Origin of the sequence: Actinomadura miaoliensis (assembly GCF_039536785.1) — a bacterium.
GTDB classification, from domain to species: Bacteria; Actinomycetota; Actinomycetes; order Streptosporangiales; family Streptosporangiaceae; genus Spirillospora; species Spirillospora miaoliensis.
Genome location: NZ_BAAAZG010000006.1, coordinates 218,897 through 243,355, shown reverse-complemented (window position 1 = coordinate 243,355; position 24,459 = coordinate 218,897). Strand labels below are relative to the sequence as shown.

Here is a 24,459-nt window from a genome sequence, read left to right as displayed (position 1 = left end):
ATTGATCCTCCGGTCATCCCCATGGACGGTTCTCGGCGGCGGGGCCCGGCTCCTCCGTCCACCCGGCCCGCCCCTTACCATCGGTGACGATGAAGACCATCGACAAGGTCGCCTGGATCCACCTCGACGACGGCAGGATCCTCGGCGCCCGCTCACGCGGCAAGGACGTCTACTACCTTCCGGGCGGCAAACCCGAACCCGGCGAGTCCGCCCTCGACACCCTCGTCCGCGAGATCGACGAGGAACTCGCCGTCACCATCGACCCGGCCACCGCCCGCCACCTGGGCACCTTCGAGGCCCAGGCCCACGGCCGTGCCGGCGACGTCACCGTCCGCATGACCTGCTACACAGCCGACCACCACGGCACCCTCACCCCCAGCGGCGAGATCGCCGAGATCGCCTGGCTCACCTACGCCGACCGCACCCGCGTGTCCCCCGTCAACCAGCTCATCTTCACCCACCTCCACCAAACCGGCGCCCTCCACTGACCCGCGCCCCGCTCCCCCCGCGACGCGAGGATCCGCGGGTCGCGGTGCCAGGACGCTGCTGGGGACGTGCGCCGCAACGTCACCGCACGGGCGAAGTCCCGGCCACCACCACGACGGCCTGCTCATCGCCCCCCAGGGCGGGTGAACGATACGGGTCCCTCACTGGCAGTTCCTCGGTCCGCCGACCAGCAACAGCAGGCATCTCCCGCCCTGCGGACGCGCACCGTCGCCGATCGCCGGGGTCACAGCAGTTTCGTCCGCCCTGCCATTCACGGCGTGGACATCGTCCCCGGCGACTCCAAATACCGCCGGATGTCGGCGGCGATCTCGTCACGCTGACTTTCGCTCAGGGCCCGCCCGTCGGGCTGGTTGAGCAACGCGAAGACTTTCGGCCCCCGCAACTCCGTCGCCAAGTCCCGCATGCGCGGGACGATGTGGAAATGCACATGGGAGAAGCCCTCAGCCTCGGCGAACTGAGCGACATAGGTCTTGGCGCAGCCGGTCGCGGCGTGCAAGGCCCGGGACAACCGCACCTGCCACTGCCCCAGACCTGCGGCTTCGGCGTCGGTCAGCTCGGCGATGGCGGTCACGTGCCGCAGAGGGACCAGGACCAGCCAGCCGCGCAGACCGGTGCCGAACGCGTGGGCCACCCGCCAGTGCTGATCGGACGCCAGGTGTTCCCGGGGCGGCGGTGAACCGAGGCGCGCATTCTCGTCACATATCAGGCATCCCGCAGATGTCGTCACGGTCCTCGATATTAGATCGCACCCATCGGCTCGACCGAGAAAAACCGCCACCGCTTCTGATCAACTGACGAACCGCAAGAACGCCCCCTGGCAACGTTCGCATTCCTTGCCCGAAATCGCGGCATCGCTGCGCGAACAAGACGCCCGAGTGCTCACCCTTGGCGCGGTGGTGGTCAGACCGGCCAGCAGGCGCAGGGCGGCCTCGGACGGTGATCCGGGCTCGGCGTTGAAGACGGCCACCCGCTGCCCGTCGTCGTTCGGCAGCGTCATGAACTCGGCCGTCAGCATCATGCCGCCCACCAGCGGATGGCGGTAGGCACGCGGGCCGGTCTCGCAGTCGGCCACCGGGTGCGCAGACCACAGTTCCGCGAACTCCCTGCTCGCCATGCTCAGCTCGCCGACCAGTGCGGCCAGTTCCGGGGCGTCCGGATACCGGCCGGCGATCAGGCGCAGATCGGCGACGGTGGAGCGGGCCTTCCGCGGCCAGTCGGCGTACAGCGCCCGCATGTGCGGGTCGAGGAAGAGCAGGCGCGCGATGTTGGGACGACCGGTGGGGTCGGCGGGCGCGTCGAAGTCCAGGTGCCCGGCCAGCAGGGCGTGTGCCATCGGGTTCCACGCGAGCACGTCGGTGAAGCGTCCCAGGACCAGGGCCGGCACGTCTCCGAACGAGAGGATCATTCGGCGGACGCCCTGCCGCACCCGCTCGGGCGCGGCCGCGTGCCTGCACGCATGCGTCCTGGGCCGGGCCAGCGTGTACAGGTGAGCGCGTTCGGCCTCGTCCAGCCGCAGGACCTGGGCGACCGCCTCGAGGACGGCGTCAGAGGCGTTCGGGCTCTGCCCCTGTTCGAGACGGGTGTAGTAGCCGGCGCTCACCCCGGCGAGCTGGGCCAGTTCCTCACGGCGCAGGCCGGGCACTCGACGACGCCCCCCGTACAGGGGAAGGCCGGCGTCCTCGGGCCGCACACGCGCCCGCCGCGACCGCAGAAACTCCCCCAGCTCCGCCTGAACGCGCATGCCGACCATTGTCGTGCACGCCCACCCCGCCGTGCCTGCACCTGACAGGTGTAGGCACAGCAGAGGGATGGCCGGTCCCTGACACCTCCCGCACGCTGATCCCCGACGAACACGAGCGGAGGAACTTGCATGCGCGTTCTTGTGATCGGCGCGACGGGCACCATTGGCCGCGCGGTCGGCGACCTGCTGGGCGAGCACCACGAGGTGGTGCCCGTCTCACGCCGCGGCCCCCTGCACGCGGACCTGACAGACCCGGCGAGCATCGACGCGATGTTCGCCGAAACCGGCCGGGTGGACGCGGTGGTGTGCTGCGCCGCCAACGCGCCCATGGCGCGCCTCAACCACCCGGACTATTGGACCGGCCTGGACGGCAAGCTCCTCGGGCAGGTGAACCTGGTGCGCCAGGCGGTCCCCCATGTCCGCGACGGCGGATCGATCACGCTCACCAGCGGCCGGTTCACCGAGCCGCTGCCGGGCACTTCGCTCGGCCACCTGGTGAACGCCGGACTGGAGGCGTTCGTCCGCGCGGCGGCCACAGAGTTGCCACGCGGCCTGCGCCTGAACGTCGTCAGCCCAGGGTGGGTCCGCGAAACCCTCCTTAACCTGCACATGGATCCACAACCGGGCACTCCCGCCGCCGACGTGGCCCGCCTCTACGCCAGCGCAGTGGAAGGCACCGCCCAAGGCCACACCTTCACCTGAACCGCGAAATCTCGCTACAGCGGTTGGAAAAACGCGAGTGACATATTGCGCACTTACCCATCTACTCGACACGTCGGACGTGATTTCGTGTGCTTTACCACCTGAGCCTGGACGTTCTGCCTAATCCAGTGGGTGCCGGGGTGGTAGAACGCTCGGTTATGGGCGATGAGCGGCTGCGGGAGATCGGGCGGGAACTGCGGTGGCGGCGGGCGGCCGCGGGTTTGACGGACGTCGAAATCGCATCGCGGGCCGGTGTGCCCGAGCCGACGGTGTCGCGGGTGGAGACGGGACGGCGGGTCTCCGACCCCGAGGCGGTGCTGCGGCTGTTCGCCGTGCTGGACATGGAGGCCGGAGAGGCCGGACGGCTGGCCGCCCTGGTACGGGACGCCTATGCGGAGACGGTGCCTCGACGGATGGAGGCGGGCGTGTCCTTCCGGCCCGGCGCCGCGGTGGATCTGGGCGAGAGGGCGACGGCGGTGTGGGGGTTCGGGGCGTTCGTCGTTCCCGGGCCGCTGCGGACGGCGGAGTACGTGGCCCAGTCCGCGCTGCCCATCGGGGGCGGCGGGGTGGACTGGGCCGCGGTGTTGGCGGACGAAGGTCGGCGGTTCACGTTCGTGCTGGCCGAGGCGGCGCTGCGGACGCGGCCGGGCTCGGGGACGTGCTTGACGGGACAGCTGGCGCATCTGCTGGCGGTGGCGGAACGACCCAATGTGCGGCTGGGCGTCGTGCCGGGCTCGTCGGATGGCTGGCCGCGGCTCCCGTTGCACGGCTTCACGGTGTTCGGCACCTTGGCCGTGACGGTGGAGACGTTCACACGCGAGCTGACCTTGACCGACGCGGCCGAGGTACGCAGGTACGCGGAGATCTTCCGGGAGTACGAACGCGCCGCGCTGTTCGGCGACGAGGCCCACCGGATGCTCGGACGGGCAGCCCGCGACAGTCCAGGAGACCACGCCGCGTGACTCCCCGCTGGCCAGTTCATCCCCTCGACGGCTGAGGCGGTCAGGGCATGGCCATGCTGTCTTCGCCGACGCGTCCGGTGGTGACCTTCGTCCCGGTGACGACGTGGACACGGTCGCCGATCACGGCGACGATCCGGTCGCCGGACACCTCGAACATCGTCGCCGCATCGGGAGCGCTCGGCGGCAGCGGCACCTGACGCGTGATCGTCTTGGTGACCGTCGAGTACCACAGCACTCGGTTCTGCCTGCCGTTGCGCACCAGCGCCACGATGTGCGTGCCGTCCTTGTCGAACGCGGCGCCGCACAGCATCCCGTCACCGATCCCCAGCGGGACCGGGCTGATCCGGCCCGTCGCTGTGTCCAGCGTCTGCAGGGTGCGCTCCAGGTAGTCGCCCATGGTCTCGAAGACCAGTTCCCGGCCGTTCGGCGCCCATCGCAAAGAGCTGGCCAGCGCACGAGGCGGAAGGCGTGTGACGCGTTGTTCGCCGGTGGCGGGGTCGACGACCGTGATGACGCCCCTGGCGGAGGCGCCTCCGCATTCCTTGCCCGCGAACGCGATACGGCGCGTCTGCCGGGACACGGCCAGCTGGTCCGGCCCCTCCCCTATCTGCTGCCGCAGGGTGGCGCGGCGCAACTCGGTCAGTCCCTCCTTCGGTCGGCCGTCCGCTCCCAGGGTCAGCCGGTAGAAGCGGACACTGCAGGCCTGCGGGTCGGCGGTGGTGAGGACGAACGTCCTGTTGTCCCCCGAGTCGGCGGAGTCACGGAAGCCCGACGACCCCTTGGGCGCGGGGAGCGTCGCGATCTGCCGGCCGGTGTCGGCCTTTCGCACCCTCACCCACTGACCGCCTGTCGGCCACGGCCCGTCGAGCACGTAGTCGATGCCCGTGTAGGCGGCCAGGGAGAAGGCCGGGGACGCGCCGTCCCGCCGGTGCTGCGACCACGGCGCGACGAGGAGGACGACCGCGATGGTCGCGGCGGCCGCCACGGCCAGGCCGCCGAGCGGCGCTGCACGCAGGCGGCGCCGCCGCTGGGGCCGGGCGGGCAGCGGCCGCAGTGCCTCTGGGCGGACGGTGTCGGCGGCGTCGGCCAGGGCTGCCCGTAGCAGTTCGTCGGAGACTCTGGTCATCGTTCTTCCTCGTAACGGTCGCGGAGCGCGTCCAGGCCCCGGGAGATGGTCGACTTGACGGTGCCGGGCCGCACGCCCATGGCAGCGGCGATCTCCGCTTCGGAGAGGCCGAGGTAGTAGCGCAGGACGATCGCCTCCCGCTGCCGGGCGGGCAGCCGGGTGAGGGCTCGGAGCACGCGCCGGCGGTCATCGGCGAGCAGCGCGTCGTTCTCCGCCGACCACACCGGCTCCGGAGGCTGGAACAGCCGGTTCGTCAGGGCCCGGCGACGCAACAGCGTCCGGCAGGCGTTCAGCACGGCGGCCCGGGTGTACGCGAGCAGCTCCGGCGGCGCGGCGGGCAGCCCGTTCCCCCGGCCACGCCTTTCCTGACGCCGCTGCAGCCGGGCGTACACGTCCTGGACGACGTCCTCCGCACTGCCCAGATCTCCCACAAGCAGCACCGCGAGCCGTACCAGCGACACGTGATGAACCCGAAACAGCCTCGTCAGCACGTCATCGGCCGCGGCGGCCTCCGCGTCAGCCGTGGCGGCGCCCACGCCGGATCCCCCGGCCTCCTCAGCCTCCTCCAAGCCCACGTCTCCGTCAGAGCCCTCGGACGCTCCACCGCCGTCGCGGCTCGCACCGCCCACCGCTGCGGCCAGTCCACTGTGCAACCTCATGCCCTGAGAACCAACGAACCCGGAAAAGGTTGCTTCCGTTCCCGGACATCCACCGGTGGCGTCCGCCGATGCCCTCGCGGCGCTGCGCCAAGGCGCGCCCTGTGCAGGGGCAGGCCGCTCCCTGCGGGGTCCGGCGCCATGTGCACCATGTGCCAAACTGCCCCGATGACTGGCTTCGACCCCAAAGCAGACCTTCACCGCTGCTTGCAGGACGCGCGCGAGGTCCTGTTGTGGAAGCTGGAGGGGCTGTCGGAGTACGACGTCCGCCGCCCCATGACTCCGACCGGCACCAACCTGCTGGGGCTGGTCAAGCATCTGGCGGGCGCCGAGGCGGCATACTTCGGCGCGGCCTTCGGACGTCCCTTCGACGGGCCGCCGCTGTGGATCGCCGGGGAAGCCGAGCCGAACGCGGACATGTGGGCGACCGCCGACGAGACGCGCGAGCAGATCGTCGACCTGTACCGACGGGCCTGGGCCCACTCGGACGCGACGATCGAGTCGCTGCCCCTGGACGCCGTCGGCCGCGTGCCCGGCGGAGACGGGCGTGAGCTGACGCTCCACCGGATCCTCGTCCACATGATCGGCGAGACTCATCGTCATGCCGGGCACGCCGACGTCGTCCGGGAACTCATCGACGGGGCCGTGGGGCAGCGAGACGGAGGCGGCAACATGGCGCCGGGCGATTCGGCGTGGTGGCAGAACTACCGAAACCGCCTGGAGCGCGTCGCCAAGCAAGCCGACCGAGGCCCGTAACCGACCACGCCCGGGCTGACGGTTGAGCAGGACACCAGCGCCAAGGAACAGGGCACCATCGACAGCGGATGGAGACGTCAGTGGGGCTGGCAGCGGGTGTGGCGTTGGCGGCGGCGCTGCCAGAGCTTCCAGGGCCACAATGCGTTCACGCTTCTGGCGGAGGGGCTCGGCAGGGACGAACACCCGCACGCGGATGCCAAGCCGGCGACAGGAGAAGGCGACGCCCTGACCGTGGTCGCCGACACCAGCGCATGGCGGAGGGTGTTGGCGGGGACGAACACCCGCACGCGGATACCGAGCCGGCGACAGGAGAAGGCGACGCCCTGACCATGGTTGCCGACACCGGCGCAGACCACCCCGCGCCGCCGCTCGGACTCGGTCAGCGAGGGCATCAGGTTGAAGGCTCCCCGCACCTTGTACGAGCGGCAGATCTGCCTGTCCTCGCGTTTGAACGTCACCGAGACGTCCAGCAGATCGGCCAGTCTCTGGTTCTCCTCCAGCGTTGTGGGCAGAGCACCGGTTCCAGCCACTCGGCCGCCCTCCGAGAGCCGTCCGGTGTCAGCCGATACGGTCGTTGTTCGCTCATGTGATCTTTGCCGCGGGGAAGGTGCCGCTCGGTGGCCGCGCTCGCGCAGGCCCGGCAGGCCACCGCAGAGCGCGACGAGCTGGCCACGAAGGTCAACGAAATCGCGATCCACCGGTACCCCTCCTGCTCGACAAGCTGCCGGAACAACTCGTTGCGCAAATCCAGCAGAACGCCCTCGCCGGAGGTGGTGTAACAGTTTTCGCAGGTGGAGAAGCCCCACCTTGTACACGCTGGCCAGGCTGCCTGGTAGGCCCCCTCCACTCCTACTACTAGACGATGCCTCTGGCGGTGCTCTGCAACGCCGTCCGGGGAAAATCCTGCCCCGCAAAGTCCTGCTGCGCGTCTCCAAGCCTCGGAAACGGCATGTGAAGCCCTGGAGCGTGGAGAAGGTCTTGAATTCCTCCTCTCGGCTCGTGATTCATGAGACTCGATGTAAATCGCATACGTCCCTCGCTCTCAGGCTGTGGCGGCGAGGTGCTCGCCTGCGATGGGCCGAGGTGGGCCTGGAGCATCGGGTGGCAGTGCAGCGGATTGACGGTCAGCTCCCGCACCGCGAGACCAAGACGAAGGCGTCCGACGCGCCCCTTCCCGTCGCCCCGGTTGGCGGCCGATTGCGCCGGTAGGGTCGGCACATGGCTGACTACCTCCAGGTTTCCACCACGACCGACAGTCGTGAGGCGGCGCAGGCGCTGCTCCGCTCCGCCGTGGGCGCCAGACTCGCCGCGTCCGGGCAGGTGTTCGGCCCGGCCGGGTCGGTGTTCTGGCATCTGGACGAACTCGGTGAAGGCGAGGAGTGGCAGCTGTTCCTGCGTACCACGGCCGAGCGGTACGAAGATCTGGAGAAGCACCTGGTCGAGCATCACCCGTGGGACAACCCCGAGGTGACGTTCACGGTGATCGACGGCGGGTCAGCCCGCTACCTGGAATGGCTCAGGCGAATGACAACGCCCTAGCCTGCTCGAACACCTCTGCCACCGCAGGCACGGACCTGTGCGGCTCAAGCCGCCGGAGCGCTACCCGCACTCTTTGCTTCGGCCGGGTCGACGCAACTTCGCATCCCAGGTCGATGGCGTGGCCGAGCCGCCGGGCACTCTCGGTGATCTCCCCAGCGTCGATGAGGGCTTCGACCAGCCATGTCGTGTAAAGCGACTTGTCGCGCGCGTGTGCGTCGTCATACCGGGCCAGCGCCTGCGTGAGCGCAGGCACTGCGCGGTCAGGTCGGTGGAGGGTGCTCCAGCAACGGCCGGTCATGATCTGCAGCTCGGTGCGGTCGACCCATGATGCCCAGTCCGGGTCGGGGGCACCGTCGTCTGCCAGGGCCTCCTCGGCCTTGTCCAGTGCCTCCGCGACCTGCGACTCATGATGCGACCCGGCCACCGCGTGGGCGAAGGCGGCGCGTTCGTACAGCAGTGCACGCACCGCGCGTGGTGCGTCCGGGGGCACCATCCGGCAAGAGGCGTCTGCCTCGGCCGTGCCCATCGCGCCCGCGCTAACCTTCTGGTACGCCGTGAGCGCCAGCGCGTTTCCCATCAACGCCGGATCCCCGGCTTCAGATGCGGCGGACAGGCTGTCGTGGAACAGACTGCGAGCCGCCGCTGCCCGTCCCGAGTCCAACGCGGCCCATCCCGCCTGCTGCGCCTGCTCGGCTAGGACACCCAGCAGCCTGCGGCCGGTCTCTTCGCTGTAGGTGGCCGTCTTCATCAGCCGTCTGGTGGCTGACAATTCGGCGGCGTAGATGCGGTAGGTGTCGCCGCCGCCGAGCACGTCGTCAAGGCGCCGGAGCCGGGACATGCGGCGCCTCAGTCGATCGACGGCGCCGGTTCCGACTCGCGTACCTGCCCGGCCAGCGACCTTCGTCGATGCGACCACGAGTCCGGCAGTGACCGCGGACGCTTCCAAGAACTCTCTCCGGAGCACAGGCACATCATCCCCCGGCACAGCGAAAAGTGTCTCCTCTGCAATCTCGAAGACGGCGGAGTACGCCACGCGGTAGCGGGGGCTGACGCCGACTTTGCCCCGCTCCCACCGTTTGACGTAGTCGGTGACAGTGTCCAGGTCCGGCACCTGAGTGCCAGTCAGCGCGTCTTGGAGCTGCCCGGCTACCTGCCGCTGTGACCAGCCCCGTTCGACACGTTCCCGCCGTAGTCGGGCGCCGAGTGCTTGTCGTTCCGCGGCCTGCTGTTCCGTGGGCGTCATCGCACTGCCCCCTGCGTGTCGCCGTGCCCCCAGGGGGCATTCAGGATGCCCCCCAGTCTGCCCCTCCCTTGCGTCGTGCGCACTGGATTCACTGACCGTAATCGAGGCGCTGCCGATACAGCATCGCCCTCAGTGCAAAGCGACCCCGGGCCGCTGCGCCAACAGCGGGGAGTCCCGGGGCCTCGCCGGACATGGGAGGTCCGACTCAATGACCGAGTATGACCAATTGACGGCGCTCGCCGAACAGCTCGCCCGCAGTGACGTGAAGCTGACTGGGTTGCTCGGCGTCGCGACGCCGGACGCGTCCGACACCATCGAGTGCCGCACGCGGCCGGAGGACGGCGACCGCCTGTGGTTCTTCGCGTCGGACGGTACGCCGATCTCCGAGGCCGACGACGCGCACTCCGACGACGCCGCCATCCTCGTCCTCGGGCACCTCGCCCGCCGCGCCGAGGAGACCAAGGAGGCAGTGCAGTGACCGCGCCGGCGCGCACGACGAGACCGGTGCGCTGGGATACCGACGCCATCACCACGTACCTGCGGCGCCGGTACCCCCGCGTGGCGCTGTGGTGGAGCGCGCCCAGCCGGTCGTGGATGGCGATGGTGCTGCGGCCGACCAGCGACCTGAACGGCGACGAACTGGTCGAGGCCGACACCCCCGCCGAGCTGGAACAGCGCCTGGCCGCCGCCGGGGTGCAGCCCGTCGTCGCGCCGCCGCCCGCGCCCGAGCGGCGTCCGGTACCCGCACCGCCGCCGCCCCGGCCCGCGCTGCGCCCGGTGTACGGGCGACACGAAGCGCCCCGGCCGCCGTGGTGGCAGCGGGTGGTCGGCGCGTTCGTTCAGCTCGACAACGAGTGGTGAGCCGGGGGCAGCGATGCAGAGGATCATCCCCCGAGTCCCGGCATCGTCGCCCTTCCAACGCCGCACCCAGGGATGGCGGGGATCAGAGAGGCCCGGGAGTGCGGCATCCGGCGGCGGCGCGACTTTCACCCACTTCCGTCGCGCCGCCGCCCTAGACCGCCGCGCCCCCGGGCTCAACGTGGCCCGACCCCGGGGGCGCGGTGTCAGACGGCAGGGCGGCCGGAAAGCGCGGCCGGTCGTCCCGCCCCGCAGTCCCGAGGCCAGGTGCGCACTCGGGTCTCGCGGAAACCAATCCATGGAGCGCGCCGGAGGTGCACATGACCGTCACCGCATCCGACCCGAGGGAAGCGTCCCAGCTGGAGGTGTTCCAGCCGCCCGCCGTGCGGGAGCTGAGCGTGGATCACCTGTTCGCCGGGGCGCCGCGCTACATCGTCCAGGGGCCGCCCGTCCGTAACGACTACAAGAAGAAGTCAGGCTCGTCCGACGGGGCGAAGACCTACGACACGACGGCCACCTGATCCGCAGACCGAGCAACGCCGGGGGGCCGGCTGGTGCGTCGGCCCCCCGGCCCCTGGAGTGAAAGGAGAAGGCCCATGCTCACCCTGCGGATCGCCCCGGACGCCTCACCGGTGTGGAGGTGGAACGGGGCGGCCTACGTGACCGACGACGGCGTAGCGTGGTGACGCCCTACTCGCATCCGATGGTCGAGCAGGTCGCCGCGACCGACGGCACCCGCACGGCGATCATCGTCCGGGAACGCGTCCCCGGCCGGGCAGTCGCGCCCCCAAGACCCGTGCCGGTCACGGCGGCCGAACTCGACGAGATCGCCGCGGCGGCCCGGGAATGGCCGGTCGACTTCGTGCTGATCGAGACCGCCGAGCACCGCCCAGTCCGCGTCACCGCCGGCGCCGCCCGCACCACACCGCTGTTCCTGACCCACCGTGACGGCGTCCTGCACGGCTCGTGGGACATGGCCGACCTGCGCCCCTTCACCACCGCGCTCAACCCGAAGGAGGCGACCCGGATGCTGGTGTACCGGCCGCGCTACAGCAGCGACACCGCCTTCGCCGGCATCCACCGCCTCACCGAGCGCGCGACCGCCACCTTCGGCGGTGACCTGGTCATCACCTACCCCGAACCCATCGTCCACGCCCAGCCTCTCGACCTCGCCGACGACGCCGACGTCCTGGCCGCGTTCGTGGACCGGATCGACGCCGCGCTCGACGCCCGCCCGCTCGACCCGGACGCCACGCTCGTGCACCTGACCGGCGGCCTGGACTCCGGCTCGATCGGCACCCGCATGGCGCGCCGCTGGCCCGGCCGCATCGACACCGCCACGCTGATCGGATCGGCCCCGGCCGCCAACAGCAGATCCGGCGCCGCGCCGAGATCCGCGCCCGCGTCCCGTTCGGCGACCGGGACCTTCAGCTGGACACGCGTGACCTGCTGATGTTCGGGCCTGACTGCGCCAGGATGCGCGGAGAACTGGTCAGCCCCTACGACGAGCCCCTCCATGAGCACTTCGCCCGCCTGAACGCCCAGATCGCCGCGACTGGCGCGCACACGGTGGTGACCGGGCTCGGCGGGGACGAGATGGTCGCTGTCGGGTCCGCCGAGTCCGAACAGGCCGCCGCCGACAAACGCGACGACTTCACCCTCCCGTGGCTGGGGCCGCGGGCCCGCGCCGCGATCGAGTACGGCGACGACGGCATCGCGCCGCCGGCGATAGCAGGCGGGATCACGCTGCTGGCGGCCGAGTGCGTCGCGCCGCCGCTGCTGCAGGCGGGGCTTTGGCCGGTGCACCCGTTCGCCGACCGCGCCTTGGTCGAACTCGGCGACCGGCTCCCGTTCCACTGGCGCGAACTCAAGCAGCTCCAGCGCCGCCACCTGGCGACGTTCGGGCTCTCGCACGATGCCTGCAACCCGCTCGTCCGCGAGTCCTTCGCCGAGCTGGTGGAGGAGTCCATGACCGTCCACGGGCTGCCGCTGCTGCAGCGCCTGCTCGATGAAGGGTCCCCGCTGATCGAGGCCGGCCTGGTGGACCCCGACGGCCTCGCCGGCGCCGTCCAGGAAGTCGCGAACGGCTTCTACAAGGAGGAGCCGCACTCCAAGCTGGTCGAGGTCATCACCCTCGACCAGGCTGCGCGAGCGTTCCTTCCCTGAGCACCTGGGCCAGGTCGAGCCGCTCGGCCCGCCGCGTCATCATGAACAGCCGGGCGTGCGTCCGCTGCTCCTCGCGCACCAGCGTGAACCCCTGCGACTCGTTGTAGCGGGCCACCCCGGCGAAGTGGCAGTGCCGCCGCACCCATGGCACCCCGAGACGGGCGGCCCGGTCGACCGCCCACAACGCCATCACCGTCCCCGGCCTCCGCTCGCGCATGGCCGGGTCGGTGATGGCCCCTGACAGGTACAGGGCGGCCTCGGCGCGCTCCTCATCCGTCCAGCCCCACGGCGGCCCCTGATCCTGCACGACCATCTGGCCGACGATGCCGTGCTCGTCGCTGTCGAGCACCCACACGTCCCCGTCGGGGTTGTCGCACTGGGCGACCAGATCATCGAGCGCTTCCCGCCAGCTCGGCATCCCGCGTTGCTCCATCCAATCGCACCGGGCCTCGATCACCCTGGCGACCTGGGACCGGTCGGCGCTGGTCGCAAGACGCATCTGCAGCACCCGCCCATTGTGCGGCAACACCACGGGGGCGCACGGGGAGCCAGCGGAACTACTCCAGATCCGTGCCCCACGGAAGGGAAGCACACAAGAAACGCCCACCCTCCCCGCCGAAGCAAAGGGCGGGCGTCCGTGCGCCGGTCGCACGTCAGGGCGACGGCGGCCGGGGCAGCTGCAGGGAGTTCGGCGTAACGTACACGCCCAGCACGGTCAGCACCGCCAGCGCGATGCCCGATCCATTCGGTCGTGGTGACGGTGATGGCCGCCTGGCACGCGTACGCGGCCGCGAGGTCGCCGGACCTGCCGCCCTTCTTATCGGACCTGCTGAGCCGTCAGGTGAAGGCGACGCAGCGCGACCGCGTCAAGGTGCGTCCCTGCTACCGGGAGGGGTGCGAGACCGAGCCGCACCCGGGCGGCGTGCACGTCTTCACCGGTCGCACGACCCGGCGGCGCGACGCCAAGCACGAGCTCGTGCCGGTGACCGCGGCGCATTGGCGACGGTCCGGGTTCGAGTCGATGGTGTTCAAGCCCGCGGCCGAAGGGTGGTTCCCTGCGAAGTCCCCGCTGCCGCGCCGTCCCGTCCCCGTGGCGGCCGAACCGGGTGGCGGTACGTGGCCGGAACTACGTCGAGCGCTCTACCGCGTGCTGGGTGCCGCTCGCGCCGGGCCTGACGCCGCACCTGCTGTCGCACAGCCACCGGACATGGATGGTCGAAGACCGCACCCCGGAGATCCTCATCCACGAGCGCCTGGAGCACGAGCTGGGCAGCGTGGGAGCGCGGTACACCGCTGCACGAGCGCTGTAACGCCGCCTTGGATGCGCGGTTGAGGATGCATCCGCGCTCCTTCCGTGGCCGCGCTGGACGAGCTTCTGGCCGCCCGTGCGTTGCGAAAGGGAGGAGACGAAGCCAAGATCGCCCCACAGATTCCCACAGCCAGGCGGTTGCGGGACTCCGGGCCAGGCCCAAAAAGCGGACCTGACCGTGAGTGGAGCTGAGGGGATTTGAACCCCTGACCCCCTCGATGCGAACTACTGGCGCTCACGGCCCTTCGCCGCTCTGCCGAGGTCGTGACGTGTGCCGATGGCAGATCACGTGAGCCGTTGTGTGGCGCCGTTGCTGTACTTCTCTGCTGTACAGCAGTCCCGCTTGACCTGCGACAGCACCCGAGCAATCCGAGGACAAGCCGACCCGGAGCGCAGGGCTGGCCACGGCCCGAGCACCGGAAGCCGCGCGGTAGCGATCGCCCCCAACCATCCACCCACCTTGGCCACGACGTGGCGATCGTAGGGCCGTACTGAGAATGCGCTGTCCTGCAAAGCTCGTGATCGTTTACGAGTCCCCCTCTGCGGGGGTTGGCGGGAAAAGACGATGCTGGTGTCTGGCGCACTGTGTACCTTAGGTATGAAGGAGATCACCTGTTGCCATCAGCGATAGAGAGTGAAGGGTGAGTGGCGAAGTGGTTCCGGCGAACGGCATGTGCAGATCCAGGTTCGTGGCGCGAGTCCGCCGACTGGCCTCTTCCATTCTTCCTGCACTGCGAATCTATCCGGCAACGCTGGTGGTAATCGACGTGACAGTTACACTCTGCGATCTTCTTGTCGATCCGGAGGACCCGCGTCCACGGCTGAAACGCCTCGAACACTACTTCGGAGAGATGAGTCAACAAGAGGTCACATCAGGCGTCGAAGCGCTCGCTAACGGCGAAGTCGATAATGCCATAGAATGGCTCAAGGGGGTCAATCGGGCCGAGTACAAAGCCTATGTCCGTCGCCTTGTTGGTGCTGCTGAGTACAGTCGCCTAGAACGTGCTCTCAAAGAGGATGCTGCTGTTGTCAGTCTAGCAATTAGACGTGCCGTGCGAGGGCTTATGCCGTTTGCTGTCGCATGGGAAGATGCCCTCACTGTGATGACTAGAGAGCAACTTTCCGCCGTGACGAAGATGGATCTTCTAGGCTTGAGTCTGGTAAAGGTGATCGCCAGCCTAGATTCCGTGGTGGGCGAGAAACTGCTGCCTGCCTTGCCGATGGAGGTCACGCGTGCAACTGAGGACGATCTCTCAACTTGGCAGGTAGAAAACCTCGCTGACCTCGCCAGTCAGTTCCGGCACCTCGTTTCCGCAGCGTCGGCTATGCGGATCGACAGGATCAACTCACCTCTGGTTAGGAAGATCCAAGGGGCGCGAGATGCCCTCACCTACTCGGCCGACGGCGTTTCACAAGCGGCTAATTCGCTTATCGAACTTATTGATCGCCTTATGCGTGAGGCTTACGATCAAGCGACTGTTCTTCGGTGGATTGACGCCAACTTCACAGACGATCGGGATCTTTCCTTTGTGGATAACAATGGCCAGAGGCGTGCCACCAAGAGAGGGGAAGCCCTCTGTCTCGTGTATGGCGGGGGTGCTGTAGCGAGAGAAGCAACTGACTTGGATGACGGAACGGGACCTTCGCTTATCCATGACATTGCTGCTCGTGTTATCGTGGCGGCGCGTACCCGACTGCAGAAATTCAAGCATGCAGATATAGACTCCGTTTCCGAGCGCGAGAAACTCGTGGCTACCATGGTGGCCCTCGAAGGCGCTCTTATGATCGGGCTTCAAATCGGAGCAATTTCGGGAACAGTCGGTGGTTTACCGCAGTTGCCCGAGACGGCTTAGATGAGGCGAGTTCCTTAGGGTCGGTCGGCCCGGAGAGGCTGCATACCCTCCCCGCGCAGTCCGGCGGCGGCCGCGTAGCGGGCGCCCTCGACCTGGTGTTTGTCGGTCAGTTCAGTCCCGCCCGCGCTGTCCGCTGACCTCTTTGTCCCGAACTACCGGCACTCCTGCGCGCCCTCGCCCAGCTCACGACGTGTGCCGCTGGAAGATCACGTAAGCCGTCCTGAGCGGCTGTTGCTGTATTCCGTGCTGTACAGCAGTCTGTCTGACCTGCGACGCCGCCCTCACAATTCGAGGGCAAGCGGATCCGGAGCGCAGGGCCGACCACGGCCCGAGCACCGGAAGCCGCGCGGCAGCGATCGCCCCCAGCCACGTGCCTACCCCAGCCCCGCCGTGGCGATCGTAGGGCCTTAGCTCCACACGAGTGGCCCCAACCATACCTCTTAACGATTGCTCACAATCACCTCGATGGCCAATAGTCGCAATAGCTCAATGTCTGGAAGGAGCTTCATGGCTTCATCACTCAAAGGCAACAAGATTTTCGACTCAGCAAATCGTACATCGTCTTTTGCGTGAACAATCCTATTTCGCAACATATACACTCTCTTGGCAACTTGCGATCCAATAGCCTCACCGCTCTTGAGGTTGATTGCAGGCACTCCAGCAATTGGCCCCTGTCGCCCGAAGTGTCCGCCATGATCAAGCTTGAAAAATTCCTGCAGCTTAGCATCCGGGACGGAATCTCCTATGAGGGTGCGGAGTTGATCGCCTTCGCTAGCGCCATGTGAGCGCTCCACAGAATTCAAGATTTGAAGTACAGAGGAGTCTTTTTCTTCGTCGAAGTCTAGAGATCTTAGGATTCTTCGAACTTGTCTAACAGCTTCACGCCTGTGCGCAGAGGGGAGATAGTGTTCGAGAACCTGATAATACGACAAGTATGATAGAGTGTAATTGCCGCGTACCGAGAAATTACTGGGCGTGGAGAACAGGTCTGCCACATTACTCGGCACCGGGGTTCTCGGGAACCTGACCTTGTGCACAATTTCCAGACTACGCCGCCGATGTCTAGCTCTTTCGATCTTTGGACGCAGCGAGTAAAAAGCTCTATGACGAGCGTTTAGCTCGAAGAGGAAAGAATTGGCAAGCTCGCGCGACCTGCGCAGGACTTCGGCTTTTTCGGCTGGTCCACTAAAGAAAATCTTAAGGGTGGATTGAGTTCGCTTCTGCCGAGTTCCTATATCTCGCGGCAAGAGAGGAATACAAAAGGCAGAATTAGGCGATATCTCTATGCACGTTGCCCCATCGCTTGAGGTGACTCTAATCAGAGGGGATACAAAGTCTCGATCCTCGTCGTGGATCAACGGAGGCGCGCCCACGTGAGTATGCGAACAAGGGCGAACGTCGAATTCAAATCTATCAATGTTCCTAAACGGGCTTATCCCTTGCTGTTGTATCTCAAATTCAGCGTATCCCCGATGGGGATCAACCCACCCCTCAACATCCTCCAATCTTTCGGCTCCTCGATCTATGGCCTCTAGGATAGGATTGACCGATTCCGAAGGGATTGCTATTTCTCGCCCACGAGAGGCATTCGTTTCAGGAGATTCATAGATGATGAAGTCCTCATCGTGAGAAACGTATGTTAGCTCCAGGGCCTGACCTATCCGGGATATTTGATCCTCTTCGAATCGACTAAAACCATTGCTCTTTGTCACAGCGCCTCCCGTAGTCACATGAGGATTGGTGTAAGCGCAAGTTTCGCTCAGTCCACCAAGCACTCCAGTCGCTCCATCAGCTATACCGGATCTTAGGCCGCAACAGGCCGAACTTCGGACTCTTCGGCCATCTGTAGCCGGTTGGTCGGGACGGGTCGGCCCGGAGAGGCCGCAGGCCCGGCCCGGCCGAACCGGCTGGCGGCGCGGAGCGGCGCCCTTGAAGACGTAGAGAAAGTTCTCATAGGGCGCGCTGGGCGCGTCGGTCCCTGGGGTCTTAGCTGGCTTGTTCCTGCTGGTCGTAGCGGCGGCGCCAGGCTGCGCAGCGTTCGATGTAGGCGGGGAGGTGCTGGGCCTGGAAGTGTTCGGCGGACCAGTCGTCGTCGCCTACTTCTGCGGTGGGGTTGCAGACGTAGGCCCAGCCGTGGCGGCCGTCGAGCAGGTCTAGGCGTGTCAGGTCGTAGAGCGGGTTCTCGAACGCGTCCAGTAGTTGCCACTCGTCGGGGGTGAGGCCGGTGAGCAGGTAGCCGCGGGCTGTGGTGGTGCCTGGGACCAAGCCGGGATAGACCTCGCCGGGCAGGGTGGCGACACGCCACCCGTGGGCGGCTGCGGGGCTGTGGTCGGGGACGCGGTCGATGAGGGTGAACAGGACCTCAGGGAACTGGAGGCTTCCATAGACGAACAGGGCCTCCGGGTCCACCGATAGGCGGTCCTTCCGGCCAGAGCTGGGCGAGGTCGGTCGGGGTGAGTGGGTCCCGGTATGCGGCATGGAGCACCTCCCGGGAAACCTTAGCGTCGGTGTCGGCGAGTGCGGCGAACCAGTCGAATCCGGCCGGGTAGGCCCACATGTAGGTGCGGTGGGTGGGGGCGGCTCCCCGGTCGGTGAGGTAACCGGAGATGGTCTTGTCGCTCCACCACGGGACGCATGCGCGGAGGTAGTCGGCGCACTCGGCGGCGGGGGTTCCGGTGTTGATGGCGCGGTGGGCCTGGCTGAGGACGAGCTGGGTGTAGTGGGCGAGGCGGACGCGGGTGATCAGAACCTTGTCGTCGGGCAGGACGAACAGGGGCCATGCCTGGGCGAGTCCTTCGAGCAACACTTGGTGTGGGGCGTGGATGGACAGGAGGCGGACCCACGGGACGTCTTCGGCAGCGGCGCTGGCGGTGTAGCTAGCGCTTTGGAGGCCGTGGCCGAGGACTTCATGTAGGGCGAACTGGCGGGCGCCTGCCTGGGTGAACTCGACGTTGGGCAGGTTGAGGCGGAGGCGGACGTTGTGGCCGGCGCCGTCGAGCCAGTAGGTCCAGTAGGCGTCGACCTCGGCGGTTTCGATGGTGAGGGTGTAGGGGGCGGTGCTGCCGGTCGCCTCGCGGATGGCGGATTCTAGGTCGTCGGCGGCCTGGCGGATGGCGTGGGGGGCATCGCTGACGTCGAGTGGTCCCTCTGCCCGGCGGAGTTCGCGGTTGGTGTCGGGGCCCCAGGCGATGCCGAGATCGGCCAGTGCGGTGCGGGCCTGGTCGAAGCGTTCGGCGATGTAGTCGTCTGGCCAACCGGCGGCGTCGCATCCCTGGGTGGCGCGGACGTAGTCGTTCAGAGGTGGGTGTTCGCCCAGCAGGGCGCCGAGGTAGGCGAGGTCGGCGTCAAGGCGGGCGGCCAAGGGGCCGGTGGCGTCCTGGCGGAGGTCGGCGAGTTGACGGTAGACGGTGAGGCGGTCGGGGGCGGGGTCTGGTTCGGGGCCGCCTGGGTGGCAGTCGAAATCGATGATGGGGGACGCTCCGCGCTGGACCTCGTGGGCGTTCCACGCGCGGAGAACCGTCTCGATGTCGTCACGCAGGCTCATGCGGTACATCCCATCGCAGGGTGAGGGACTGGTTCGGGCGTAGGTGGTTGCGGGTGAGCGTCATGACGGCGTCATCGCCGTCGTAGTCCCACACCAGGTCATCATCGGCCGAGATCTCCGCGCCGTTGGGGTCTTCCTCGGTGGCCTCGCAGCGCACGAGTTGCCCGGCGCCCTGGTGGCGGATGCGAAGGGTGTAGTGGCGGGTGTATCGAGGGATCGACTGGCGCCAGTAGTGGTCGTGGACGAACCCGGCCGCCTTCGCAGATAAAGCCGATCGTCGCCGTCTGCCCTGGCTGGAGGGGTGGGGAGATCTGGCAGGCGAATTTGGACAGGTTGGCGGTGTCGTGCCTGCGCTGGATCATCACCCGATGCTCGGGGTCGTTGATCGGGTCGATGACGAGGCGTTCGCGGGTGGTCTCGAACCACACTTCCCGGGCGAGGCGGGTCATGGGCTTGTTGCTGAGGTTCATCAGCTGGTGCCGGTAGGTGACGCGCGACCAGCCGTCGGGGTCGATGTCGATGTCGCACGTCATCGTCAGTTCAACGATGTTCCCGGCCAGGGTGGCGAACTGGGCGGTCTCCTCGTTGGTGAGGCGCAGGACCTGTTGCAGTTTCAGGAGTTGCCTGCCGAGCCGGCGGGCCTCGTCGGTGGCTCCTTCGACGGCGTCCAGATGCGTCGGCGACACGAACGTGGTGGGCTGGCGGGTGGTGCCCCATTCGACGTCTCCGCGTGGGGCGGTCAGCTGTTGATCGATGGCCTGTAGGAGTTGGGCGGCCTTCGTCGGGGCGGCGGGGCCGTCGTCGTCTGGGGGCTGGGGCGTCGGTTGGTCGTCGGTGACGCGTTCGAACAGCTGCCCCGCCGTCCAGCCCGGGAACATCTTCTCCAGCACGCGGCAGGTATCACGGCCCGCTGCGTCGCGGGGCGCTGCTGCGAGCAGTTCGCCTCTGAGCGGACCTGCCGGACGCCTGGACGACCCTCCGCCGCGCTGAGCAACGCCGTCGCCAGCAACCTGCTGCAGGCGCGCAAGAAGACCGACGCGTAGCTGCCGGACGGGTGGGACACGGTGGTCGGTGAGGGCGGCCGGGGGTTGTCGGGCGGGCAGCGGCAGCGGCTGCTGCTGGCGCGGGCGTTGCGGGAAGAAGTCCTGCCCTGCAACCTGTGGCGGCCCTGCTGCGCGTCTGCAAGCCTCTGAGACGGCGTGTGAAGCCCTGGAGCGTGGAGGAGGCTCGTAAGTTCCTGGTCTGGACTCATGATCGCCGAGACCCGTTTGTACGCCGCGTACGTCCCCATCCTGGCTCTCGGGCTGCGGCGCGGTGAGGTGCTGGGCCTGCGATGGGCCGATGTGGACCTAGGCACCGGAGAGATCCTCATCGGCTGGCAACTCCAGCAGATCAACGGTCTGCTTCTCCACAGGAAACCAAGATTGAAGCCTCGGGCGCAGCCCTTCCCCTCGTGGGCATCTGCGCCACCGCGCTCCGGGAGCGTCAGAAGGAGCAAGTGGCGGCACGGGAAGGGTGACCGAGTGGGCGCGGTCGGATCTTGTGTTCACGACGCGTACAGGGCGGCCCGTCCGCGGAACTTCGACCGCAGCTTTGTGGCGGCATGTGACCGGGCGGGCGTGCGTCGGCTGCCCGTCCACGTTCGCGGAAGATCGCGCGTCCCCTGGTGGTCCTGGGCGTCCATCCGCGCGTGGTGATGCAGATCGTTCGGCACAGCCAGATCGCCGTCACCATGGAGATCTACAACGAGCGAGGCTCGACGGCGGCCACGCGGAAGGCCCTGCGGAAGCTGGGCAGGCAGCTCGGCTGGCGGCGTAGCTGTACTTCGCTGTTGTACGGAGATCACGAAGGCCGGCACCCGCGCAGAGGCCGGCCTGCGGCAGCGGGGGGATTCGGGGGGTCGTCCCCCCGATAGAAATGACGAAGGACCAGGTGGAAGCGGTCTTCAACCGCGACCACGCTGGTCCCAGGTCCGAAGTGGAGCTGAGGGGATTTGAACCCCTGACCCCCTCGATGCGAACGAGGTGCGCTACCGGACTGCGCTACAGCCCCAAGGACGCGATAAGGCTAGCAAACTTCCAGGGGTGTTCGCGCATCGGGACGCGGCGCGTCACTCGCCGACGACGCGGCGGTCGTCTGCGTACTGGTCGAAGACCTCGTCCTGGGGGCGGGGGTCCAGCTCGATGACGTCGGCGTTCTGCTGGGCGGCGGCGCGTTCGGCGGCGGCGCGTTCGGCGCGGGCTCGGGCCGCGGCGGCGGCCACGGCGGCGCGTTCGCGGCGTCGGGCGGCGTCGATGCGGACGGCGACGCGGAGCAGGGCGACGTGTGCCGCGAACAGGACGGTGGCGGGCAGGACGGTCCACCAGGGCGCCAGGCCGGTGGCGGCGACGACGGTGGTGGCCAGGACGAGGACCGTCAGGCCGAACGTGCGGCGGCGGCGCCGGGCGATGACGGCGGCGCGGCCGCGGCGGCGCGGGGCGGGTGGAGGGGCCTCCTCTTCCTCCTCGACGGGGGTCTCCTCCGTGATCTCGTCTGTCTTCTTGGGGCGTGAGGTGTCGCGCCGCAGCCACATGGGGACCAGGACGACCGCCCACACCGCGACGATGGCCAGGTAGAGTACTGCGCTGCTCACCGGCTCACCACCGGAGCCCGGCGAAGACGCCGCAAGGCACGCCGGACGCGCGCGCCGTCTTTCGGCACGCGCACGTGCATTGGGAGCAGGGCCACGCCCCGCACGGTACGAGCCGGTGTCAGACGTTGACGAGCATAAGGGGCGGTGTGTCGCGAGATCGATCCCGCGGTTACTCTTCGTTTGCCAAGTCTTCTCGATCGCAGGATTCTTACGTGGCGGGCGCGGACGATTGTCGGCGCGCCGCCAAGGGTCACGAGGACGAAGAGGACCGGGGAAATTCCTGGCGGAGCGTGGACAGCCAGCGGCTGCGCAGACCGCCGGGCACGTCCTCCACGGTCAGCGCATAGCAGATGTGGTCCCGCCACGCTCCGTCGATGTGCAGATGGCGGCGCCGAATTCCCTCTTCGCGAAATCCGAGTTTTTCCACCACGCGGCGGCTGGCGGTGTTCTCGGGACGGATATTCGCCTCCAGCCGGTGCAAACCGACGGTGAAGAAACAGTGGTCGACGGCCAGTGCGACGGCGGTGGGAATCACGCCGCGGCCGGCCACCTGCCGGTCGATCCAGTAACCGATCTGCGCGGAGCGCGCCGAGCCCCACACGATCGCGCCGATGGTGAGCTGGCCGGCGAAGCGGCCCTCGTAGGTCACCACCCAGGGCAGGGCCAGCCCCTGCCGGGCCTCGCGGCGCATCGTGTGGACCATGCTGAGGTAGGGGCCGAGGCCGCTGCGGAACAGCGGCGTCTCGGGGTTGGTGGGCTCCCAGGGACGCAGCCAGTCGGCGTTGCGGACCCGTAGTTCCCGCCAGGTGGCGGCGTCGCGGTGCCGGAGGGGGCGCAGCCCGACCGGGCCCTCGGACAAGCTGGTCGGCCATCCCCGCATTCGTTCCACGGCTCCATGATTCCCCGGTGGCGGGCTCGGACGCCATCAATTGTCGCCCACAATCCGGCGGTGGGGCCCGCGCGCGCCCTTGAGAACCGGCGGTGCCCAGGGCGTTGCGGCGGCGTCCGGCAGGACGCCGCAGCGCGGCGCAGGGCGCCGGTCGGCGATACGGCGGGGTGCCGTGGTCGGCCGTGCCTCGGTCATAGCCAGCGGCCGTTCTTCATCACCCGGGTGACGGTGAGGTCGTCGTCGAGGACGAGGAGGTCGGCGCGTTTGCCGGGTTCCAGGGAGCCGATGTCGTCGGCGAGGCCGAGCATGCCCGCGGGGGTGAGGGCGGCGGCCCGGGCGGCCTGTTCGACGGGCAGGCCGACGTCGGTGACGGCGCGGCGGAAGGCGTCGGCCATGGTGATGGTGCTGCCGGCGATGGACGTTCCGTCCGCCAGCAGGGCGCGGCCGTCGCGGACGCGGACGTCCATGCCGCCGAGGCGGTAGTCGCCGTCGCCCATGCCGGTCGCGGCCATGGCATCGGTGATCAGGGCGACGCGTCCGGCGCCGGCGGCGGCGAAGACCAGCCGGGCCACGTCGGCGTCCACGTGCACCCCGTCGTTGATCAGCTCGACGGTGACGCGGGGGTCGTTCAGCGTCGCGACGACGGGGCCGCCGTCGCGGTGGTGCACGGGGCGCATGGCGTTGAACAGGTGCGTGGCGACGCGGGCCCCGGCCTCGATCGCCTCCCGGGTCCGCGCGGCGGTGGCGTCGGTGTGGCCGACGGCGGCGATCACTCCTTCGGACACGGCCGTCCGGACGAGTTCCAGCGCGCCGGGCAGCTCGGGCGCCAGGGTGATCATGCGGAGGTGGCCGCGTCCGGCCTGCACGAGGTCGCGGAACTCGGCGGGGTCGGGCGGCCGCAGCCATGCCGGGTCGTGTGCGCCGCAGCGGGCGGCCGACAGGTACGGGCCTTCGAGGTGGACGCCCGCGATGACGCCGTCCGCGGCCACTTCGGCGAGGCCCGAGACCGCCTTGGCCAGTTCCTGCGGGCTTCCGGTGACCAGGCTGGCCATGGTGGTGGTCGTCCCGTGCTCGCGGTGGAAGCGCGCCGCACGTGCCGCCTCGTCGGCCAGGCCGCTCTGGTACGACACGCCTGCCGCCCCATGCACGTGGACGTCCACGAACCCGGGGACGACGTACCGTCCGGCGACGTCGTCGACCTCGCCCGTGGACGGGGCCTGCCCTGGGGCCTCCCCCGGGGGAGCGAGTTCGGCGATGCGGTCGCCCGCCGTGCGGAGCCAGCCGTGCCGTACCTCGCCGGGAAGGACCAGCCGCGCGTTGACCAGCGTCGTCATGGCGTGATGATCTCGCGCCCGGGGTGGTGATGCGACATGTCCGACCTCCCGCTCCGCGCAGGCCTGACTCCGGTCGGTGTCCGGGGCCCGCGTCCGGCAAAGCGCGGTGCCTCTTACCCGTTCGGCGGCGTTTCCAACGCCCCGGTGATCAGTCGGCCGGTCGCGGGTGGTCGCCGCCGCCGATCTGGTCGACGGCGTGCGCGAGCACCGGCCCCAAGACCGCCATGCCGTCGCGGACGCCGCCGGTCGAGCCGGGCAGGTTGACGATGAGGGTGCGGCCGGCGACGCCCGCCAGGCCGCGCGACAGGACCGCCGTGGGCACCCGGTCGCGGTTCGCCAGCCGGATCGCGTCCGCGATGCCGGGAATCTCGCGTTCGATGACGCGCCGGGTCATCTCCGGGGTCTGGTCGGTGGGGGTGAGACCGGTGCCGCCCGAGGTCACGACCACGTCGTAGCCTTCGGCCACCGCGTTGTTCAGCACCTCGGCGACGGGTTCGCCGTCCGGGACGACGACTGGTCCGTGCACCTGGCAGCCGAGGTCCTCCAGCAGTTCCACCAGCACGGGCCCGGACTTGTCGGCGTACACGCCCGCCGCCGCCCGGTTCGACACCGTGACCGCCATCGCCCGGATCATTCCTGCTC

At 68.6% G+C, this 24,459-nt stretch carries 27 protein-coding genes and 1 tRNA gene; 12 read left to right on the top strand and 16 right to left on the bottom strand.

Annotated elements, in window-relative coordinates; translation table 11 throughout:
* Positions 1-89 precede the first annotated feature (89 nt).
* Entirely contained in the window at positions 90-488 is a 399-nt protein-coding gene (locus ABD811_RS08370) for an NUDIX hydrolase (protein ID WP_344943348.1), read from the top strand.
* Positions 489-757: 269 nt separating this feature from the next.
* Here the strand turns inward: ABD811_RS08370 and ABD811_RS08365 are convergent, their stop codons facing one another.
* Both ABD811_RS08365 and ABD811_RS08360 read right to left on the bottom strand, forming a co-directional pair.
* Positions 758-1,234, bottom strand: coding sequence for an HIT family protein (locus tag ABD811_RS08365; RefSeq protein WP_344943346.1), 477 nt, complete (start codon positions 1,232-1,234; stop codon positions 758-760).
* Between the two features lie 60 nt (positions 1,235-1,294).
* On the bottom strand, positions 1,295-2,248 hold the full coding sequence (locus tag ABD811_RS08360) for a helix-turn-helix transcriptional regulator (protein ID WP_344943343.1): 954 nt from the start codon (positions 2,246-2,248) through the stop codon (positions 1,295-1,297).
* Between the two features lie 129 nt (positions 2,249-2,377).
* Between ABD811_RS08360 and ABD811_RS08355 the strand changes: the two genes are divergently transcribed.
* Together ABD811_RS08355 and ABD811_RS08350 are read left to right on the top strand one after the other, a co-directional pair.
* Positions 2,378-2,950, top strand: coding sequence for a short chain dehydrogenase (locus tag ABD811_RS08355; RefSeq protein ID WP_344943337.1), 573 nt, complete (start codon positions 2,378-2,380; stop codon positions 2,948-2,950).
* 158 nt (positions 2,951-3,108) lie between these two features.
* Positions 3,109-3,912, top strand: coding sequence for a Scr1 family TA system antitoxin-like transcriptional regulator (locus ABD811_RS08350; protein WP_344943334.1), 804 nt, complete (start codon positions 3,109-3,111; stop codon positions 3,910-3,912).
* 40 nt (positions 3,913-3,952) lie between these two features.
* On the opposite strand, the gene ABD811_RS08345 is transcribed toward ABD811_RS08350, so the two are convergent.
* Both ABD811_RS08345 and ABD811_RS08340 read right to left on the bottom strand, forming a co-directional pair.
* A complete protein-coding gene (locus tag ABD811_RS08345) occupies positions 3,953-5,038 on the bottom strand; it encodes a hypothetical protein (protein WP_344943331.1) in 1,086 nt (361 codons plus the stop codon).
* Positions 5,035-5,607, bottom strand: coding sequence for a sigma-70 family RNA polymerase sigma factor (locus tag ABD811_RS08340; RefSeq protein ID WP_344943328.1), 573 nt, complete (start codon positions 5,605-5,607; stop codon positions 5,035-5,037). The genes ABD811_RS08345 and ABD811_RS08340 overlap by 4 nt, the downstream gene beginning before the upstream one ends.
* A 255-nt stretch (positions 5,608-5,862) precedes the next feature.
* On the opposite strand from ABD811_RS08340, the gene ABD811_RS08335 reads away from it, so the two are divergent.
* On the top strand, positions 5,863-6,450 hold the full coding sequence (locus ABD811_RS08335; protein ID WP_344943325.1) for a DinB family protein: 588 nt from the start codon (positions 5,863-5,865) through the stop codon (positions 6,448-6,450).
* A gap of 77 nt (positions 6,451-6,527) precedes the next feature.
* On the opposite strand, the gene ABD811_RS08330 is transcribed toward ABD811_RS08335, so the two are convergent.
* Positions 6,528-7,148 (bottom strand): pyridoxal-phosphate dependent enzyme, encoded by a 621-nt coding sequence (locus ABD811_RS08330; protein ID WP_344943322.1) that lies wholly within the window; start codon positions 7,146-7,148, stop codon positions 6,528-6,530.
* Positions 7,149-7,668: 520 nt separating this feature from the next.
* Here ABD811_RS08330 and cutA point away from each other — a divergent pair.
* Positions 7,669-7,989, top strand: a complete 321-nt coding sequence (gene cutA, locus ABD811_RS08325; protein ID WP_344943319.1) for a divalent-cation tolerance protein CutA — start codon at positions 7,669-7,671, stop codon at positions 7,987-7,989.
* On the opposite strand, the gene ABD811_RS08320 is transcribed toward cutA, so the two are convergent.
* Positions 7,967-9,232 carry a helix-turn-helix domain-containing protein gene (locus ABD811_RS08320; protein WP_344943317.1) on the bottom strand — a complete coding sequence of 422 codons (1,266 nt, stop codon included), beginning with the start codon at positions 9,230-9,232 and terminating at the stop codon, positions 7,967-7,969. The two genes, cutA and ABD811_RS08320, sit on opposite strands and share 23 nt — an antisense overlap.
* Positions 9,233-9,440: 208 nt before the next feature.
* On the opposite strand from ABD811_RS08320, the gene ABD811_RS08315 reads away from it, so the two are divergent.
* The 5 genes from ABD811_RS08315 (at position 9,441) to ABD811_RS08295 (ending at position 12,256) form a co-directional block, all read left to right on the top strand.
* Positions 9,441-9,710 (top strand): hypothetical protein, encoded by a 270-nt coding sequence (locus ABD811_RS08315; RefSeq protein WP_344943314.1) that lies wholly within the window; start codon positions 9,441-9,443, stop codon positions 9,708-9,710.
* Entirely contained in the window at positions 9,707-10,093 is a 387-nt protein-coding gene (locus ABD811_RS08310; protein WP_344943311.1) for a hypothetical protein, read from the top strand. Before ABD811_RS08315 ends, ABD811_RS08310 begins: the two co-directional genes overlap by 4 nt.
* A gap of 317 nt (positions 10,094-10,410) precedes the next feature.
* Positions 10,411-10,611 carry a hypothetical protein gene (locus ABD811_RS08305; RefSeq protein ID WP_344943308.1) on the top strand — a complete coding sequence of 67 codons (201 nt, stop codon included), beginning with the start codon at positions 10,411-10,413 and terminating at the stop codon, positions 10,609-10,611.
* Between the two features lie 182 nt (positions 10,612-10,793).
* Positions 10,794-11,543, top strand: a complete 750-nt coding sequence (locus ABD811_RS08300; protein WP_344943305.1) for an asparagine synthetase B family protein — start codon at positions 10,794-10,796, stop codon at positions 11,541-11,543.
* A gap of 23 nt (positions 11,544-11,566) precedes the next feature.
* On the top strand, positions 11,567-12,256 hold the full coding sequence (locus tag ABD811_RS08295; protein WP_344943303.1) for a hypothetical protein: 690 nt from the start codon (positions 11,567-11,569) through the stop codon (positions 12,254-12,256).
* On the opposite strand, the gene ABD811_RS08290 is transcribed toward ABD811_RS08295, so the two are convergent.
* Positions 12,219-12,755, bottom strand: coding sequence for a GNAT family N-acetyltransferase (locus ABD811_RS08290; RefSeq protein WP_344943548.1), 537 nt, complete (start codon positions 12,753-12,755; stop codon positions 12,219-12,221). The two genes, ABD811_RS08295 and ABD811_RS08290, sit on opposite strands and share 38 nt — an antisense overlap.
* Before the next feature lie 655 nt (positions 12,756-13,410).
* On the opposite strand from ABD811_RS08290, the gene ABD811_RS08285 reads away from it, so the two are divergent.
* Positions 13,411-13,566, top strand: a complete 156-nt coding sequence (locus tag ABD811_RS08285; protein WP_344943300.1) for a hypothetical protein — start codon at positions 13,411-13,413, stop codon at positions 13,564-13,566.
* Between the two features lie 640 nt (positions 13,567-14,206).
* Positions 14,207-15,418, top strand: coding sequence for a hypothetical protein (locus tag ABD811_RS08280; protein WP_344943298.1), 1,212 nt, complete (start codon positions 14,207-14,209; stop codon positions 15,416-15,418).
* A 440-nt stretch (positions 15,419-15,858) separates the two neighbouring features.
* On the opposite strand, the gene ABD811_RS08275 is transcribed toward ABD811_RS08280, so the two are convergent.
* The 9 genes from ABD811_RS08275 to ABD811_RS08235 form a co-directional block, all read right to left on the bottom strand.
* Complete coding sequence (locus ABD811_RS08275) at positions 15,859-17,130, bottom strand: hypothetical protein (RefSeq protein WP_344943295.1); 1,272 nt, start codon at positions 17,128-17,130, stop codon at positions 15,859-15,861.
* Between the two features lie 274 nt (positions 17,131-17,404).
* A complete protein-coding gene (locus ABD811_RS08270; protein ID WP_344943293.1) occupies positions 17,405-17,827 on the bottom strand; it encodes a gamma-glutamylcyclotransferase family protein in 423 nt (140 codons plus the stop codon).
* The gene (locus ABD811_RS08265; RefSeq protein WP_344943290.1) at positions 17,781-18,962 is read right to left on the bottom strand and encodes a hypothetical protein; all 1,182 of its coding nucleotides are present in this window, start codon (positions 18,960-18,962) and stop codon (positions 17,781-17,783) included. The genes ABD811_RS08270 and ABD811_RS08265 overlap by 47 nt, the downstream gene beginning before the upstream one ends.
* A 101-nt stretch (positions 18,963-19,063) precedes the next feature.
* Positions 19,064-19,852, bottom strand: coding sequence for a hypothetical protein (locus tag ABD811_RS08260; protein ID WP_344943288.1), 789 nt, complete (start codon positions 19,850-19,852; stop codon positions 19,064-19,066).
* 1,088 nt (positions 19,853-20,940) lie between these two features.
* A tRNA-Ala gene (locus ABD811_RS08255) sits at positions 20,941-21,014 on the bottom strand.
* A gap of 58 nt (positions 21,015-21,072) precedes the next feature.
* Positions 21,073-21,594, bottom strand: a complete 522-nt coding sequence (gene sepX / locus ABD811_RS08250) for a divisome protein SepX/GlpR (RefSeq protein WP_344943285.1) — start codon at positions 21,592-21,594, stop codon at positions 21,073-21,075.
* Positions 21,595-21,844: 250 nt separating this feature from the next.
* Positions 21,845-22,474, bottom strand: coding sequence for a GNAT family N-acetyltransferase (locus ABD811_RS08245; protein WP_344943545.1), 630 nt, complete (start codon positions 22,472-22,474; stop codon positions 21,845-21,847).
* A gap of 200 nt (positions 22,475-22,674) precedes the next feature.
* A complete protein-coding gene (gene nagA, locus ABD811_RS08240) occupies positions 22,675-23,817 on the bottom strand; it encodes an N-acetylglucosamine-6-phosphate deacetylase (protein WP_344943282.1) in 1,143 nt (380 codons plus the stop codon).
* A 148-nt stretch (positions 23,818-23,965) separates the two neighbouring features.
* Positions 23,966-24,451: a MogA/MoaB family molybdenum cofactor biosynthesis protein gene (locus ABD811_RS08235; protein WP_344943279.1), complete on the bottom strand. Its 486-nt coding sequence runs from the start codon at positions 24,449-24,451 to the stop codon at positions 23,966-23,968.
* Positions 24,452-24,459 lie beyond the last annotated feature (8 nt).